At 31.2% G+C, this 14,446-nt stretch carries 16 protein-coding genes, 1 tRNA gene and 3 pseudogenes; 6 read left to right on the top strand and 14 right to left on the bottom strand.

Annotated features, from left to right (window positions below; translation table 11 throughout):
• Positions 1 to 23: 23 nt before the first annotated feature.
• From MKX45_RS04820 to MKX45_RS04810, 3 genes and pseudogenes are all read right to left on the bottom strand, one after another.
• Complete coding sequence (locus MKX45_RS04820) at positions 24 to 797, bottom strand: TatD family hydrolase (RefSeq protein WP_023188912.1); 774 nt, start codon at positions 795 to 797, stop codon at positions 24 to 26.
• Positions 798 to 942: 145 nt separating this feature from the next.
• Positions 943 to 2,082, bottom strand: a pseudogene (locus MKX45_RS04815) (tyrosine-type recombinase/integrase).
• 82 nt (positions 2,083 to 2,164) lie between these two features.
• Positions 2,165 to 2,314 (bottom strand): annotated as a pseudogene (locus MKX45_RS04810) (DNA-binding protein); the annotation flags it as partial.
• Between the two features lie 77 nt (positions 2,315 to 2,391).
• On the opposite strand from MKX45_RS04810, the pseudogene MKX45_RS04805 reads away from it, so the two are divergent.
• From MKX45_RS04805 to MKX45_RS04780, 6 genes and pseudogenes are all read left to right on the top strand, one after another.
• Positions 2,392 to 3,540: pseudogene (locus tag MKX45_RS04805) on the top strand (IS3 family transposase); the annotation flags it as partial.
• Between the two features lie 45 nt (positions 3,541 to 3,585).
• Positions 3,586 to 4,733, top strand: a protein-coding gene (locus MKX45_RS04800; protein ID WP_095559415.1) for an IS3 family transposase whose coding sequence is annotated in 2 segments (ribosomal slippage) — positions 3,586 to 3,838 and positions 3,838 to 4,733 — 1,149 coding nt in all. Because the reading frame shifts where the segments join, the coding sequence is not laid out codon by codon here.
• Positions 4,734 to 4,848: 115 nt separating this feature from the next.
• Entirely contained in the window at positions 4,849 to 5,109 is a 261-nt protein-coding gene (locus tag MKX45_RS04795; protein ID WP_340816857.1) for a hypothetical protein, read from the top strand.
• A 165-nt stretch (positions 5,110 to 5,274) separates the two neighbouring features.
• On the top strand, positions 5,275 to 5,643 hold the full coding sequence (locus tag MKX45_RS04790; protein ID WP_340816856.1) for a GntR family transcriptional regulator: 369 nt from the start codon (positions 5,275 to 5,277) through the stop codon (positions 5,641 to 5,643).
• Positions 5,640 to 6,497, top strand: coding sequence for an ATP-binding cassette domain-containing protein (locus MKX45_RS04785; protein WP_064973762.1), 858 nt, complete (start codon positions 5,640 to 5,642; stop codon positions 6,495 to 6,497). Before MKX45_RS04790 ends, MKX45_RS04785 begins: the two co-directional genes overlap by 4 nt.
• Before the next feature lies 1 nt (position 6,498).
• Entirely contained in the window at positions 6,499 to 7,227 is a 729-nt protein-coding gene (locus MKX45_RS04780) for an ABC transporter permease (RefSeq protein WP_251921159.1), read from the top strand.
• A gap of 339 nt (positions 7,228 to 7,566) precedes the next feature.
• Here the strand turns inward: MKX45_RS04780 and MKX45_RS04775 are convergent, their stop codons facing one another.
• From MKX45_RS04775 to MKX45_RS04725, 11 genes are all read right to left on the bottom strand, one after another.
• The gene (locus MKX45_RS04775) at positions 7,567 to 7,965 is read right to left on the bottom strand and encodes an XRE family transcriptional regulator (protein ID WP_253287787.1); all 399 of its coding nucleotides are present in this window, start codon (positions 7,963 to 7,965) and stop codon (positions 7,567 to 7,569) included.
• A 458-nt stretch (positions 7,966 to 8,423) separates the two neighbouring features.
• Positions 8,424 to 9,365 (bottom strand): N(5)-(carboxyethyl)ornithine synthase, encoded by a 942-nt coding sequence (locus tag MKX45_RS04770; protein WP_340816855.1) that lies wholly within the window; start codon positions 9,363 to 9,365, stop codon positions 8,424 to 8,426.
• 38 nt (positions 9,366 to 9,403) lie between these two features.
• On the bottom strand, positions 9,404 to 10,354 hold the full coding sequence (locus MKX45_RS04765; RefSeq protein ID WP_148669248.1) for a CorA family divalent cation transporter: 951 nt from the start codon (positions 10,352 to 10,354) through the stop codon (positions 9,404 to 9,406).
• Positions 10,355 to 10,478: 124 nt separating this feature from the next.
• A complete protein-coding gene (locus tag MKX45_RS04760) occupies positions 10,479 to 11,030 on the bottom strand; it encodes an Asp23/Gls24 family envelope stress response protein (RefSeq protein ID WP_015425998.1) in 552 nt (183 codons plus the stop codon).
• Positions 11,031 to 11,050: 20 nt separating this feature from the next.
• On the bottom strand, positions 11,051 to 11,239 hold the full coding sequence (locus MKX45_RS04755; RefSeq protein ID WP_011835142.1) for a DUF2273 domain-containing protein: 189 nt from the start codon (positions 11,237 to 11,239) through the stop codon (positions 11,051 to 11,053).
• Between the two features lie 9 nt (positions 11,240 to 11,248).
• Positions 11,249 to 11,809 (bottom strand): alkaline shock response membrane anchor protein AmaP, encoded by a 561-nt coding sequence (amaP, locus tag MKX45_RS04750; RefSeq protein WP_012897096.1) that lies wholly within the window; start codon positions 11,807 to 11,809, stop codon positions 11,249 to 11,251.
• 34 nt (positions 11,810 to 11,843) lie between these two features.
• Positions 11,844 to 12,086 (bottom strand): GlsB/YeaQ/YmgE family stress response membrane protein, encoded by a 243-nt coding sequence (locus MKX45_RS04745; protein ID WP_003131025.1) that lies wholly within the window; start codon positions 12,084 to 12,086, stop codon positions 11,844 to 11,846.
• 515 nt (positions 12,087 to 12,601) lie between these two features.
• Positions 12,602 to 12,802: a cold-shock protein gene (locus MKX45_RS04740; RefSeq protein ID WP_011835124.1), complete on the bottom strand. Its 201-nt coding sequence runs from the start codon at positions 12,800 to 12,802 to the stop codon at positions 12,602 to 12,604.
• Positions 12,803 to 13,081: 279 nt separating this feature from the next.
• Positions 13,082 to 13,282, bottom strand: coding sequence for a cold-shock protein (locus tag MKX45_RS04735; RefSeq protein ID WP_003132324.1), 201 nt, complete (start codon positions 13,280 to 13,282; stop codon positions 13,082 to 13,084).
• A gap of 130 nt (positions 13,283 to 13,412) precedes the next feature.
• Positions 13,413 to 13,613: a hypothetical protein gene (locus MKX45_RS04730; RefSeq protein ID WP_023189247.1), complete on the bottom strand. Its 201-nt coding sequence runs from the start codon at positions 13,611 to 13,613 to the stop codon at positions 13,413 to 13,415.
• A 101-nt stretch (positions 13,614 to 13,714) separates the two neighbouring features.
• Positions 13,715 to 13,788 (bottom strand) — tRNA-Met (locus MKX45_RS04725).
• Positions 13,789 to 14,446: the final 658 nt, after the last annotated feature.

Below are 14,446 nucleotides of genomic sequence, written 5' to 3'. Positions count from 1 at the left end.
TCCAAATCAAAATAAATACGAATTTATTTTTTCAAGCCAAAAATCCTCAAGGCATTTTCTGTTGTCATTTTAGCCACTTCATCAGCAGAAATTTCACGTAATTCAGCAATTTTCTCAACAATAAATTTTGTGTAAGCTGGTCTATTTTCTTTTCCACGATATGGCGTTGGTGTTAAATAAGGCGCATCAGTTTCCACTAAAATTTTATCCAAGGGAACTGTAGCCGCAGCCTCCTGAACATCAAGAGCCTTCTTAAAAGTGACCACACCTGAAAAAGAAATCATCATTCCAAGTTCCACAAATTTCAACGCCTCATCAGCTGTCCCAGAAAACGAATGCATAATCGCACCAGCAGAACCAACACCTTCTGATTTAATAATTTCATAAGTATCATCAAGAGCATCACGTGTATGAACTTGAAAAGGCAGACCCATTTCCTTAGAAATCTGAATTTGTCTTCTAAAAACTCGTTCTTGTTCTTCTTTCGGACGGACCATCCAGTGATAATCCAAACCAATTTCTCCAAGAGCAATAACTTTTTTTGCTGACAGCTTGGTCAGTAAATAATTTTCAGCTTGATCATCAAATTCAGCAGCATCATCAGGATGCCAGCCAATTGTTGCGTAACATTCTTCAAACTTATCAGCCAGCAAAAGTGCTGCATCATTTAATTCATAATTACTTCCAACATTATTAATTCTTGTCACTCCAAATGTTTGAGCTTGGACTAATTCGTCTTGAATTCGTCCTTCAAATTCACTAGTATTTAGATGTGTATGGGTATCAAAAATTTCCATTATATTTTTATTTATACTTCCTTATTCTTCCTCAAAAGTCTCTAACAATAGTTTTTAGAAGAATTTCAAAAATTGATATTCCCTAATCTTCCTTATGATTCTCTTTGCTTTGGTTAGTTCTTGGTTAGTCTCTTGGTTAGTTATTTTAGAGATTAATCTGGTTCAATTTTTGACTAATTTCATTTTTAATTGTACCACTTATATGAGAATAAATCCTCAGAGTAATTGATTCGTCTCTATGACCAACCCGTTCCATAATTGCTTTAATTGGCACTCCAAGTTCCACGAGTAATGATACATGAGAATGTCTCAATAAATGAATACCATATTTTCTTTCACTCCCTAATACTTTTTGACAATTATCACAAATAAACTTATAAAATACAGGTTGTCTGAAAATTCCACCAACCGCATTTACAAAAACAAACTTATCATCTAAACAGTTTTTTTGGAAATAATCAATAATTTCCAAGCAACGATTACTTAAACTAATAGTGCGGATTGAACCTACCGTTTTAGGTGTTTGAATAACTCGATCATCATATTTTGCAACACGATATTCTAAAGTGTGGTCAATTCTTAGTAACTTATTTTTGAAATCAATATCTTGATAACGAATAGAAGCAAATTCACCGAATCTACATCCTGTTAGAAAAATAAATTCCATAGCTAAAGTGTACCTTATATCTTTTTTATAAGATTTTCAAAATATCAAAACGGAACTCATTTCTTCTTTACTTAAAAATTTTTCATTTGCCCGTTCTAATGTTTCAATTTCTAACCTTACTTTAGGTAATACTACTTTGTCAGCTGGATTTGAATCAATATACCCGATGTTTTCAGCATATCTGAACAAAATTCGAATGTAAATTCTACGATTTTTTCTTGTTGAATTTGCAATATCTAATTCCATCAAATAGCTTTGTATATCTGCAGTCCTTACTTCTGAGACTTTATATTTTGAAAATTTTTCGATAAATCCTCTTAAAGAAATTTGCTCCGCTACAAAACTCGCTGGCTTAACGTCTTGTTTTCTAATTACAATCCACTCTTCATAAATTTCTTCTACCGTCTTATTTTGAACGATTTGTTTCTGAAGCTCGTTTGCAGTTGGTACTTTTTTTGATTGTTCAATTTTTCTTGCTAATCTATTTTTAGCTTCTGATTGAGCAACCCTTGATTTTGATTTTAAAGTGACCGTTACTTGTCGCCATTTATTCCTCTTTTCATCAAAGTATTTTTCAAAGTATCTATATTTTCCACTATCAAGTTGCTTATAAAACATATTTCCTCCTTTTACCAAAGATAAAAGAAAGCTATACAGCACTTATATTATATCATATCTGTATATTACTTTTATATTTTTTTTAAATTGTACTTTCTCTTAATTTTTGCTTATATTCAAGAAAAGATTTATAACCCTTGACATTTATATAAACACGTTTATGACTTGGTCGTAATATATAAACATTAAACTCTGTCCGTCTCATTTCAGTTAAATCATTATTAAGTGTTTTGGAGCTATACTATAAAAGTGGACAGAAAATTGTGTGTTATAATCTGTCTATTAAGACACAAAAATGAAAGGACTTTTATGCCAGGTTTTAAACGTTACGACGAGGATTTCAAACAATCGCTCGTTAATCTCTATCAAACTGGTAAAACACAAACTGAACTCTGTAAAGATTATGGGGTATCTTCTTCTGCACTTGCAAAATGGATTAAGCAGTACTCTCAAGTGCGTCTTGAAGATAATACGGTGTTGACTGCTAAACAGATTCAAGAATTACAAAAAAGGAATGCCCAACTAGAGGAAGAAAATCTGATCTTAAAAAAAGCGAGTGCCATATTCATGCAAAACTCCAAGTAAGATTGAAAGCCATCTATAGACTCCGATTTGAACACACGACAGTTATGCTCTGTCGTGTTTTACATGTCAATCGTTCCACCTACTATAACTTCATAAACAAGAGGCCTTCGAAGCGTGAAGTAGAAAATCAACGCTTGAGAAAATTACTCCTTGAGATTTATATGAAAGCCAAGAAAAGAATTGGAACGAGAGCTTTTAAAATCATTCTTCTGCGTGATTATGGCGTTAATATTTCTGAAGGCCGTATCTTAAGACTTCTCAAGTCTATGACACTCCCTAAAATGTCAACCATCAAACCTCGTTTTAAATCAAATAAATCTCCTGTATTTTCTTCTGATAATCTGCTTAAACAAGAATTTAACCCGAACTCCCCAAATCAAGTTTGGACAACAGATTTCACTTATATCTCTATAGGACCTAAGCGACATGTTTATCTCTGTGCTATTCTTGACCTCTACTCAAGGAAATGTATTGCGTGGAAAGTAAGTGATAGGATTGATGCCAAACTCGCCTGTGACACCTTAGAAATAGCTATAAATAAGAGGAAACCTAAGGAACCAATTATTTTTCATTCGGATCAAGGAAGCCAATTTAAATCAGCTTCCTTTAGAAAGTTATTAGATGAGCATCAATTGCTTGCTTCTTACTCCAAGCCTGGATATCCTTATGATAATGCCGTCACTGAGGTCTTTTTCAAGTATCTTAAACAACGAGAAATTAATCGCAGAACTTATCACTCCATTCAAGAAGTTCAACTCTCTTGCTTTGAATACATCGAACAATTTTATAACAATTATAATCCTCATTCCGCCAACAATGGTTTAACTCCAAATCAGAAAGAAGAAAATTATTTTAAGAAAATGGAAAGGTTATAATAAACTAGACACAAAGTTAAGAGAAATCGTGGAAAGGTTTATTATGGCAAGAAGAAAATTCGATAAACAATTTAAAAATTCTGCAGTAAAACTCATTCTTGAAGAGGGTTACTCTGTTAAAGAAGTCAGCCAAGAGCTTGAGGTTCATGCCAATAGTCTTTATCGCTGGGTTCAAGAAGTTGAAGAATATGGAGAAAGTGCTTTTCCAGGCAATGGGACAGCCCTAGCTAATGCCCAACATAAGATTAAATTGTTAGAGAAAGAAAATCGTTATCTTCAGGAGGAACTTGAACTTCTAAAAAAGTTCCGGGTCTTCTTGAAGCGAAGCAAGTAAAACGTTTTGAATTTCTCTTGAAACATCATGGGAAGATAAAAATTAAGCATGCAGTAAAAGTTCTTAAGGTTTCTCGCTCAGGTTTCTATGAATACATGCATCGTCGTCCTTCAAAACAACAAGTGGAGAGAGAAATTCTCTCAGAGAAGATAAAAGCTGTCTTTCATGAGCATAAGGGACGCTATGGTGCGGTTAGAATTACCAAGGTACTTCATAATACTGGTATTATGACCAACACGAAACGTGTTGGAAAACTGATGCACTTGATGGGACTTTATGCCAAGGGAAGCCGTTATAAATATAAACATTACAACAGAAAAGGAGCTTCGCTTTCAAGACCCAATTTAATTAATCAGATCTTTAAAGCAACAGCTCCTAATAAAGTATGGCTGGGAGACATGACCTATATCCCTACCAAAGAAGGCACCTTATACTTAGCCGTGAATATCGACGTTTTTTCACGTAAGATTGTAGGCTGGTCAATGTCTTCACGGATGCAAGATAAACTGGTGAGGGATTGCTTCTTACAAGCTTGTGGGAAAGAACATCCTCAGCCTGGCTTGATTGTCCATACTGATCAAGGGAGTCAATATACAAGCTCTCGTTATCAATCTACTCTTCGTCAAGTCGGTGCTCAATCTAGCATGAGTCGTAAAGGAAATCCCTATGACAATGCAATGATGGAGTCTTTTTATAAGACGCTAAAGAGGGAGCTTATTAATGATGCTCATTTTGAGACAAGAGCTGAGGCTACTCAAGAAATATTTAAATACATTGAGACCTATTACAATACAAAAAGGATGCATTCAGGTCTTGATTACAAGTCTCCAAAAGACTTTGAAAAATATAATTCTTAAATTCTCTTAACTCCGTGTCTAGTTTTTCGTTGACTTTCCAAAAATATAGCTCATTTTGTGTCTAAATATTTGACATTAGTCCAGGTTAAGTAATTCTAAAGCATTAGAGCTTGTTTTGAAACTCAGAGATAACGATTATAAAACTACTATTGAAATTAAACATCTTGTTAATAATAAAAATAATCAACGTAGAAAATGCAAGAATATATTAATAAAAATAAGTCGTGGACTTGTTATCGATCAAAACGCTTGCGTTTCTTTTTTAAAGAATTTATCCATAAATGAATTAATCAATGAGCTAGAATATGCCCATTCAACTAAAAACTTTACCTTAGAGCAATTAGTCATGAATGAATATTATCAGAAACAACAATAATTCTTATTTGAACTTATAAAAAACTGCTAGACTTCAATAGTTTAGTAGTTTTTTTATTTTTATTTGACATTAAAAAAAACTTTTATACTTTAGAACTTGACATAATAATCAAAACGATATATACTTAGTTACATAACCAACCAACCAATTAACGAAAGGAGAAATATGAACTTTAATTTTGATAGTGATATTACTTTGTATCAACAAGTAGCCGAAGAAATTTCTGAAGGCATATTTAATGGTTCCTACGCAGAAGGAACTCAAATTCCTTCTACTACTGAAATTTCAAAGAATTACAAAATCAATCCCGCAACGATATTAAAAGGCATGAATCAATTAGTAGAAGAAAAACTAATCGAAAAGAAAAGAGGATTAGGAATGTTTGTTACAATTGGCGCACAACAAAAAGTTTTAAATCAAAGAAAAGATAATTTTATAAATAAAGAACTACTTAAAGTCCTTGATGAAGCAAAAAAATTAAATATTAGTCAAGAACAACTAATAGAATTAGTAGAAAGAGGGTATGAAAAATGAGTTTAAATATTGAAAATCTTTATAAGACATATGGTAAAAAACATGTCTTAAATAATATTTCTGTTAATTTTCAAGCAGGAAAAATTTATGGGCTGTTGGGCAATAATGGTGCGGGTAAAAGTACATTATTGAACATTATTAATAATAGAATTTTTGATACCAAAGGTAAAATAACTCTTGATGGTGGACTTGTTGCTGAAAATGAAAAATCATTAAATAATATCCATCTAATGAGCGAGGATGACCTTTACCCATCAAAACTTAAAATAAAATCTTTATTTCATCTAATGGAGGGTTTTTATGGTGATTTTGATTGGAGACTCGCTAATGAAATGTTATCAGAGTTTGAGTTGGAACCTACTAAAAGAATGAATAAGCTTTCAACAGGTTATAGAAGCATAGCTAAACTCATCATTGCACTATGTGTTCCCTGTGAGTATATTTTCCTAGACGAGCCAGTTCTTGGTCTAGATGCTAATCATCGTGAATTATTTTATAACTATTTAATAGAAACATACCAAGAAAACCCACGAACCTTTGTTATTTCAACACACTTAATTGAAGAGATATCAAATCTACTTGAGAAAGTAATCATTTTAGATAAAGGCAAAATTATCGAAGACGATAGTGTCGAAAATATATTAGAAAACACCTATATAGTCACGGGATCTATTGAAGAGGTGGAAACTTTCACAGACCAACTACAAATCTTAGAAAAAACAACTCTGGGAGGCTCTCTTACTGCTTTTGTAAAAGGGGAGTTACCTCAGAACAAATTGGGTAACATAAAAGTAGAATCTATGAGTTTACAAGATTACTTTATGAAAATTGCAAGTAAAAAGAAAGGAAATTAATATGAAATTTCAAGTAGCAACTCGATATATCCTCATCCACCAATTAATCTCTTTAGGTATTTTCTTTATCTGGTGGATTTTATTTGGAATCCTTTTTCCAGTTTTTGGACTATACGTTTCTGGAAGTACCGAACCAGTTTCATCTGATGTGCTCATACCGATAGTATTTTTCTCAATTATTATTTCTTTCCTAAGTATGAACTCAGATTTCAAATTTTTTATTCAATGCGGTCTTAAACGTTTTTCAATTTTTATCGTTAATTTATCTGCGATAGCTATTTCTTCACTTCTGAGTTCTATCATTGCATTATTACTATCAAAAATCTCAGTCGATAAATTTAATCTAACAATTTTCTTAATCTCTAAAGATGCCTACCATTCAGATAACTTTTTACTTTCTCTTCTCTTAGTGTTTATTCTACTATTTTTCTTTTCATCATTAGGATTAGTACTAGGAACTTTTAATGATATTTTTTCTGGATTTAAAAAAATTATTATTTTACTTTTAGTAATGAGTATTCCTATTGTACTTTCAATTCTTATACAACTTGGAAATTCAGCAATGAAAAATAAGTGGTTCAACTTTCTAAAATCAATCATTGGTTACTCAAGGGAAAAAGGATTCTCTCCCCTTCCATTTATTACTACACTATTTATTGGTTCCATTGTTTTACTATTCCTATTCTACTTCATGAACCGTTCTCATGAAGTTCGGCGTAAAGGCGTATAATCGATCAATTAAAATACACAAGAAAACTACTAAACTAATCCTGTTTAGTAGTTTTTTTGATTTCATTTCAGAAAATATTGTGCCATCTCTTACTCATAAGAGAATATATTTTTATAACTTATTATCTGATTTATCTCTCAATTGAAATAAAGCATAATACAATAGACTAAACAAGAAAATAAGTCCAAATATGGAAGTCATAACATATCCCGAGCCATAAAAAGCCCAAAATCTTGAAAGCCCTCCATAAGTACTATTAATCTCAAAAGGCTTCACAAAAATAAATGATAAGGGTATTCTTATGATAAATTTATAATAAACAAAATGTTATTAGCTGATTTAAGGATAATTAATTGAAACTGGCACATTTAGTAATACTAAGATTATCATAACTATCGGAATTATAAACAGAATGAGAAATATTATTCTACCAATAGGATGTTTAGGATTTATATAGACCCCACCCATACGAGGTCTTGTCAATTTTGAAGAACCTTTAAATATAAAAATAGACATTTTATTGGCAAAAAACAGTAGTACGATAATTAACGATAAAACTATTATATTAAAAACCTTTGTTACCATTGGATTAGGATTTTTTCCAAATAACGTATGAATTGAAAATACACAAATAAGTAGTAGTAAAACTAAATATATTCCAACATGTACTCGTTCATATGTCAAAATGTTTTTTGGGAACTTTTTGTTTTGAACAATGTTTTTAATGAGCTTTTTCATATATACTCCAACTAAGTAAAATTCAAACTTCATAGACGATTGTGAAATAATTATCAATCTATTTTTATAATATACTATATTTATAAAAAATCAAAAATTTTATTAGTCAAATATACTTTACACCAAAAATATTTATCTATAATTTTTAGCGTATAAGACACATTAAAACTATGAGAAATTTACTAAATAAAAAATCACTAGTTATTATTACCAGTGATTTTTTATATACACTTTTTCTTTACTTGGTTAGTTTTTTAGTTAGTTTTATTTTATCAAACTTCAAAATCACTTATTTTAAGCATTCCAAGCATTTTCTTACTTTAATACCACAATAAAAAACAATAAATTTATAACGTCATCTAATACACCATTATTTAGGTAAAGAACTATCTTTATATTTTGTGGCTTTCTACACTTGGTATGATAGTATATAATTTAAAAAATCAAAATATAAAATATCATTTATTAAGAGGTTTAACCTTTTCAATAAAACGGGAACAATCTTCACTAAAGATATTCTCACTCAAAATCTTACTTAATTCTTGACTCACATTTCGATAGATGAGTGATGGAGTATTAGGAACAACATAATAGTATTTTCCATCATTTTCATAGATAGGGTCATCCATACTAGTAAAATGCGTTCCTTCAATTGTATTTCCGGCATCAGCTGCTACATCAATAATAAATGTCCCTTTTTTCAATGATTTTTGTTCTGATAAACTTAAAATTGGGTCATCATCTTTCCCAATTTCAATTCCATTGATAATGATGTCGTACTTTGTATAATTTTCTTTGAAAATTGACATTGTTTTTCGATAATACATTCGGATGTTTGAGGAATATTTTGAAATACTACTAAAGGCACCCTGCGCAACATTTCCAGAACCTAAAATAGCTATTTTTGTCTCTTCAGTTGGAATAAATCCATATTGCAACAAAGCGTCTATAACCTCTGCATAGCCTGCGTAAAAACTATTTTTATATAATAGACCCTTCGGAATACCTGATTCAAATATCTCATTTTCATAATAAATGCAAGGTGAGTTACTATCTAAGTCTACTACAATTAACTTTTTAGGCAGAGCTTGGTCTTTCATGAACGATTGCCCTGAACCAAAAGGGTGTGTCCAGCCTATAATCATCTGTCCCTCTCTAAGATGGGAATAGTCAGTAGGCTGGATGAGTTTTAGTGAGAAGATTGCTTCTGATTCCGCAAAAATTTCAGCTCTTGATAAAATGTGACATCCTTTGTCAATGTATTCTTGATCATCAATATCAAGAAATTTTCCAAACCCCTCCTCTACCAATATTTCATTTTTAAAATCTTTAATATCTTTTGGTAGAAGTGGGACTCGTCTTTCTCCAGGGAAGTTTGCTTTTACTAGGCCAATTTTCATAGTTTTTCCTTCTTTTCTTTATAATTTTATAAATTTTTCTAAAGAGATTTTTTCTTTTTTAACCAGTACCAAACTAATAGACTGATTAGAAGTGAAATAACAATTACAAGTAACGAACCATAAGGGATACCTTGAAAAGGCAACTTGAGATTTATTCCCCAAAACCCATAAGTAATTGTTGGTATTGTTAAGACAACTGTAAGCTCAGTTAACGTTTTCATAATATTGTTCAACTGAAACGAACTATTATTATTTATAATTGTATCCAAGCTAGAAAGGTACTTATTATAAGCTCTTACCAAAGACTTTAAGGTGTCCATCCTCTCTTCAAGAAGAGTTACTTCATTTTGCATATGAATTTCTTTAATATTTTCCATTTGTTCTCTTTTTATAAAGCTTAATATTTTTCTATCGGAATCAATGATAAAATCTAACAAGATAAGATATTTTTTCAGTCGCAAAATTTCATCAAATATTGTTCCTGAAGGTCCTAAACTTTGTATTTGTGTTTCCAATAAACTAATTTCTTCTCTTTTCTCTTTAACATCTTTAATTACTTTTTGGATGCTCACATTCAAAAGCTGGATAAAATTTACCTCACTTCTTTCAACATTTTCTCCTGTATTTTTAAAAAAATCAGAAATGAAGTCTTCTTTCTCACTCGTTACAATAATGAGCTTTTCCTCTAGTTTTAAGATAACTAAAGCCTTTATTTTCCGATTCAAATCATTTTTCAAGTTTTGGTGAGGTAAAATAAAAAGTATCTTTAATTCTTCTTTACCTGTCTTTGTATAAGATATCTCGTGGATCACTTCCTCTTCTTCATACAAAAGGTTTTCTAAATCAAGCTGATACTCTTCTTTAAAAAAATCGTAGATTTTATCTTTAGGGTTAAAAAGATATACCACTGAGTGTAAAGAATTACTGTTTGAACAGTTAAGTTCCTTTAAATTACTATTTCCCCCGTCCACTTCAATATAATCTATCATGAAAGATCTCCTTAGCCTTATTTGACTCGATACTTCTATCTAAATAAAAAACTATATAATTGAACTCACTTACTAAAAAAGCCTCATAATAGAGGCTTTTATTTCTCACGATTTATCTAGAAATTTATTTAACTCTAGCTTCTTTATCTGTATTGTCTTCTACTTTGTCTTTTACTTTATCAACTTGTTCAGAGGTGAATTTTCCAGTTGTTTGAGCCGCGCTAGTCACTCTATCTTGAATACTTACATCATCTTCTTTTTGTTGCTCTTTCGTTTTAATATCTGTGACTGTTACGTTAACTTCAACAACTTCCAATTCTGTCATTGCCGCAACCTCTTTACGAATGACTTCTTTAATTTTTTCATAAATATCAGGCACATTCTTACGATATTCTGTAACTACTTTCAAGTCTACTGCAACTTGTGTTTTCCCAACTTCTACGTCAACACCTGTTGTAACATCATCAGTATTAATAAGTTTTCCTGTTAAGTTTGAGAAGAACCCACCTTCTACAGAAAGAAGTCCATCTACTGATTCTAATGCTAGTCCTACAATCTTTTGCACAACTTTATCTTCATAAGTCAAAGTTCCCTTAATTTCTGGTTGGGTTTCCTTTGTTTTAGGAGTTTCTTTTTCTGCCATTGTTCCAAATGCTTTCATGTTTTCTTGTACCATAATATTCTCCTTTTATAATGTTATTTACGATCTATAAATTGATCAATGATTCCTGATTTTTTTAAGAATAGACCAATATAAATTCCTAATCCAATTAAAAATAAAACCAAAATCATTTTCCAAAATCCAATAGTGAAGATACACACAGCAATGAGTGCACCTACGATTCCCCCTATAATCGGGTATCGATTTTTTTCGAAATAATCCATTGATACCTCCTACATGACACGTTGGCGTTTAGGGTTATCATCTTTACTTAATGTATTGACTTTTACTTTAAGTTTAACCTTATGTTCCAATCCAAAGAAACTTTTTAACCCTTCAATGATTTCCTGTTCCAGAATTTGGGCTTTTTGTGCCACTTCAACTCGAGGAATAATCTCACCCTTTATATCAATTTTTATCTTATTTTTAAAAAGTGAAACAGCGATTTTTGAGTTTTTAAGGTAATCATTTTCTTTTACTTTTTCACCTACAAATCCTTCAATGGCCGACTTCTTCAAAGTTAAATCTCCATTATTTGAAGTGAGTTGTACATCCATATAGGTTCGAGGGTAAAAAAGAATTACAATCAAGGCGAGAATTAATATGACCGTTAAAACGATGTTCCCCCAAAATAAATAGTCTGTCATATATTTACCTATGAAGGGAATGTTACTAGAGGTCGTTGTCATCCAATCATATTCCATGAAACTGTAATAATCCCAAGTCATTGGTAGAACAAGCGTAAGTAGAATGAGATCAAGGATAATTAGTATTATTTTCTTTCCAGTTGCCAAAATTCCTCCTTTCTTGATCTTAAGATATTAAGATCTAGTGATTCATTCTAGATAAGAAGAAAGAAACTACAGCAACCACAATTACTGCACCAACAATGGATGGTATTAATGCCATGCCAGCAAGCGATGGCCCCCAGGTCCCAAGTAAAGCTTGACCTACGAAAGACCCAACTAACCCTGCTAAGATATTAGCAATCCAGCCCATTGAACTTCCCTTATTTGTAATCGCACCAGCGATTAAACCGATTAATGCACCAACAATTAATGACCAAATCATAAGCCACCTCTTTCTAAAGATTATAATATGTTTCTTACTTTAATTTAGCATATTTAGAAAGCGTATTCAAGAGATGTGATTCATTTTTTTAATTTACTAACCCAATAATTATAGCACTTCAAATAACTAAGAAAATAAAAAAAGCCAGCATTTGCTGGCACTTATGTTTAAGGTACTCTATTATAACACATCTCTCTATTTTTGACCTTAAGACTATCTATATGGTATTATTAATTTGTATGTTTTAAATATTAACTTCTTAATCTATGAACATGCACCAAAAACTGCTTATCATTATGTGCTGTGATATGTGGTTTTTTATATAAATCTTTTAAATATTAATTTTAATTAATAAACATTGAAAAAACCACTCTATATTAGAGTGGCCCTAATTTATGCACGGAAAGTGTGAGTTTCCTCTTGCCGGCTAAGTATATCATATTATCTCATAATTGCAACTGAATATAAAAAAACCGAAGTAATGACTTCAGTTTTTGCACGATTTTCAGATATAATTATGCTTTTGTGATATTAACTGCTTGAGGTCCACGTTGACCTTCTTCAACATCAAATTCAACTTTTTGACCTTCGTCAAGTGATTTGAATCCATCAGATTGGATTGCTGAGAAGTGAGCGAACAAATCTTGACCATCTTCAGAGGTAATAAAACCAAATCCTTTAGTAGCGTTAAACCATTTTACTGTTCCATTTGCCATAATATATTTATTTCCTTTCGACAAAATTGTAAATCTTATTTTGCGAAAAGTGAATCTATAAAACATTTTACTCATGACAAAATCTACTTCTTCATAGTAACACTAATTATACTCAATGTCAAACTACTCTCTCATTAATAAAATCCATATCGTAGTGACATGGATTTTATGAACTGTAGGGAAAGCAACTAATCTTTCCCTCACTCAGTATAACATTTTAATTCGTTTTTGCAATAGCAATAAATAAAAAAGCAAAGGACACCCCATGCTTTAACTCATTTATCTTTTATGTACGTTTGAAGCATAACGACCACGAGACGTCATTTTGATATCAAAAGTAACCTTTTGACCTTCATCGTATTTTTTAAAATCATTTCCTTGAATAGACAAGAGGTAAGCAAACACATCTTGCATATCATCTGCCATAATAAAACCATAGCCTTTGTCAGCGTTAAACCAATTTATTGTTCCTTTATTCATATAATACATCCTTTCGCATCATCTGTAAATCCTATTTTGCGAAAAAGTGCATTCCTAAAACATTTAAACTCGAGACAAAACCTACCTCTTAATAGTAACACCTATTCTTACCAAAGTCAAATTGGTCTATTTAAAACTTATTGATCTTCTTATGATTCCCAAGATTTTCGTGAGGATTTGCTTTAGCAAGTGTCAAGGTTTCTCTATCCACAACTCTGACATCATGGTTTTCTAATTCTACAATTAATGCATTCTTATAGAGATTAATATCTCCAGAAACGACTGTTGCTTGTTCCCCATTAGATAATGTAATTTTATCTCCTGTTTTCATTTTTCACTTCCATTCTAGGCTCCGCCTATTTAACGAAAAAATTTCACTTTAGGGTGAGTTTTTTATAAGAAAAATAAGGGCTCCCTAAAGCCCTTAAAATATTGCGGGAATAGGATTTGAACCTATGACCTTCGGGTTATGAGCCCGACGAGCTACCTAACTGCTCCATCCCGCTTCGCAAGTATAACACTAATATCAGTTAAAGTCAATTTAAGCCTTAAACTTCGATAATTATTTAACTAAAAAATGTTCTTGTGAACAGAACTCAAAATTTTTCTCACATCAGAAAACTTATTACTAGGTATATAACTAATATACTTACTACAAACCCAAAAAATAGTAAGCTTATAATCGCTTTTTTCTCTTTATTCTTATTCGTTAGACATTCCTCACTCTTATTAGCAACTTAATTCTTTACCACTACACATTATTTTAAAAAGCTACTCACAATTGAGCAGCTAATGATGAAGGTGTGGTGCTTTCGCTAAACCACCCATGAGCTAAGTATATCACTTTAATTCCAAATTACAATAGTAATCAAAAATAGAAACCAATTTTGGTTTCTATTCTACAACAGAGACTGTGATCTCATAAAATTAAGTATAGCACCTTGTTAAGCTCAATACTGATTATTAGTTTACAAAGAGAAAAACATATAGCTTAACAAAATAAAAAGTCATTAGTTCAATTCTTAATGACTCTTTAGTTTATTTTTTGTTGAAATCTTCTAAAATAATATACTTAGTTCCTTAACTTTATAAACTCAAAAATTCAATGAGATTAAATCGTAGCTATGATTTTATACCATAATTGCCCCAAATTTGTCCCATTTT

Source organism: Lactococcus sp. FSL W8-0209 (assembly GCF_038006585.1).
Classification (GTDB): domain Bacteria; phylum Bacillota; class Bacilli; order Lactobacillales; family Streptococcaceae; genus Lactococcus; species Lactococcus lactis.
Note: the sequence above shows the minus strand (reverse complement) of the source record. Positions and strands in the feature narration are given on the sequence as shown.

What these genes read in the sequence shown, in the direction of transcription:
- MKX45_RS04760 (WP_015425998.1), bottom strand. Translation starts at nt 11,030, where the DNA reads ATGGTACAAGAAAACATGAAAGCATTTGGAACAATGGCAGAAAAAGAA.
- MKX45_RS04785 (WP_064973762.1), top strand. Translation starts at nt 5,640, where the DNA reads ATGAGTTTAAATATTGAAAATCTTTATAAGACATATGGTAAAAAACAT.
- MKX45_RS04730 (WP_023189247.1), bottom strand. Translation starts at nt 13,613, where the DNA reads ATGAAAACAGGAGATAAAATTACATTATCTAATGGGGAACAAGCAACA.
- MKX45_RS04745 (WP_003131025.1), bottom strand. Translation starts at nt 12,086, where the DNA reads ATGATTTGGTCATTAATTGTTGGTGCATTAATCGGTTTAATCGCTGGT.
- MKX45_RS04775 (WP_253287787.1), bottom strand. Translation starts at nt 7,965, where the DNA reads ATGAAAAAGCTCATTAAAAACATTGTTCAAAACAAAAAGTTCCCAAAA.
- MKX45_RS04735 (WP_003132324.1), bottom strand. Translation starts at nt 13,282, where the DNA reads ATGAATAAAGGAACAATAAATTGGTTTAACGCTGACAAAGGCTATGGT.
- MKX45_RS04765 (WP_148669248.1), bottom strand. Translation starts at nt 10,354, where the DNA reads ATGATAGATTATATTGAAGTGGACGGGGGAAATAGTAATTTAAAGGAA.
- MKX45_RS04780 (WP_251921159.1), top strand. Translation starts at nt 6,499, where the DNA reads ATGAAATTTCAAGTAGCAACTCGATATATCCTCATCCACCAATTAATC.
- MKX45_RS04755 (WP_011835142.1), bottom strand. Translation starts at nt 11,239, where the DNA reads ATGGATTATTTCGAAAAAAATCGATACCCGATTATAGGGGGAATCGTA.
- MKX45_RS04790 (WP_340816856.1), top strand. Translation starts at nt 5,275, where the DNA reads ATGAACTTTAATTTTGATAGTGATATTACTTTGTATCAACAAGTAGCC.
- MKX45_RS04740 (WP_011835124.1), bottom strand. Translation starts at nt 12,802, where the DNA reads ATGGCAAATGGAACAGTAAAATGGTTTAACGCTACTAAAGGATTTGGT.
- MKX45_RS04820 (WP_023188912.1), bottom strand. Translation starts at nt 797, where the DNA reads ATGGAAATTTTTGATACCCATACACATCTAAATACTAGTGAATTTGAA.
- MKX45_RS04770 (WP_340816855.1), bottom strand. Translation starts at nt 9,365, where the DNA reads ATGAAAATTGGCCTAGTAAAAGCAAACTTCCCTGGAGAAAGACGAGTC.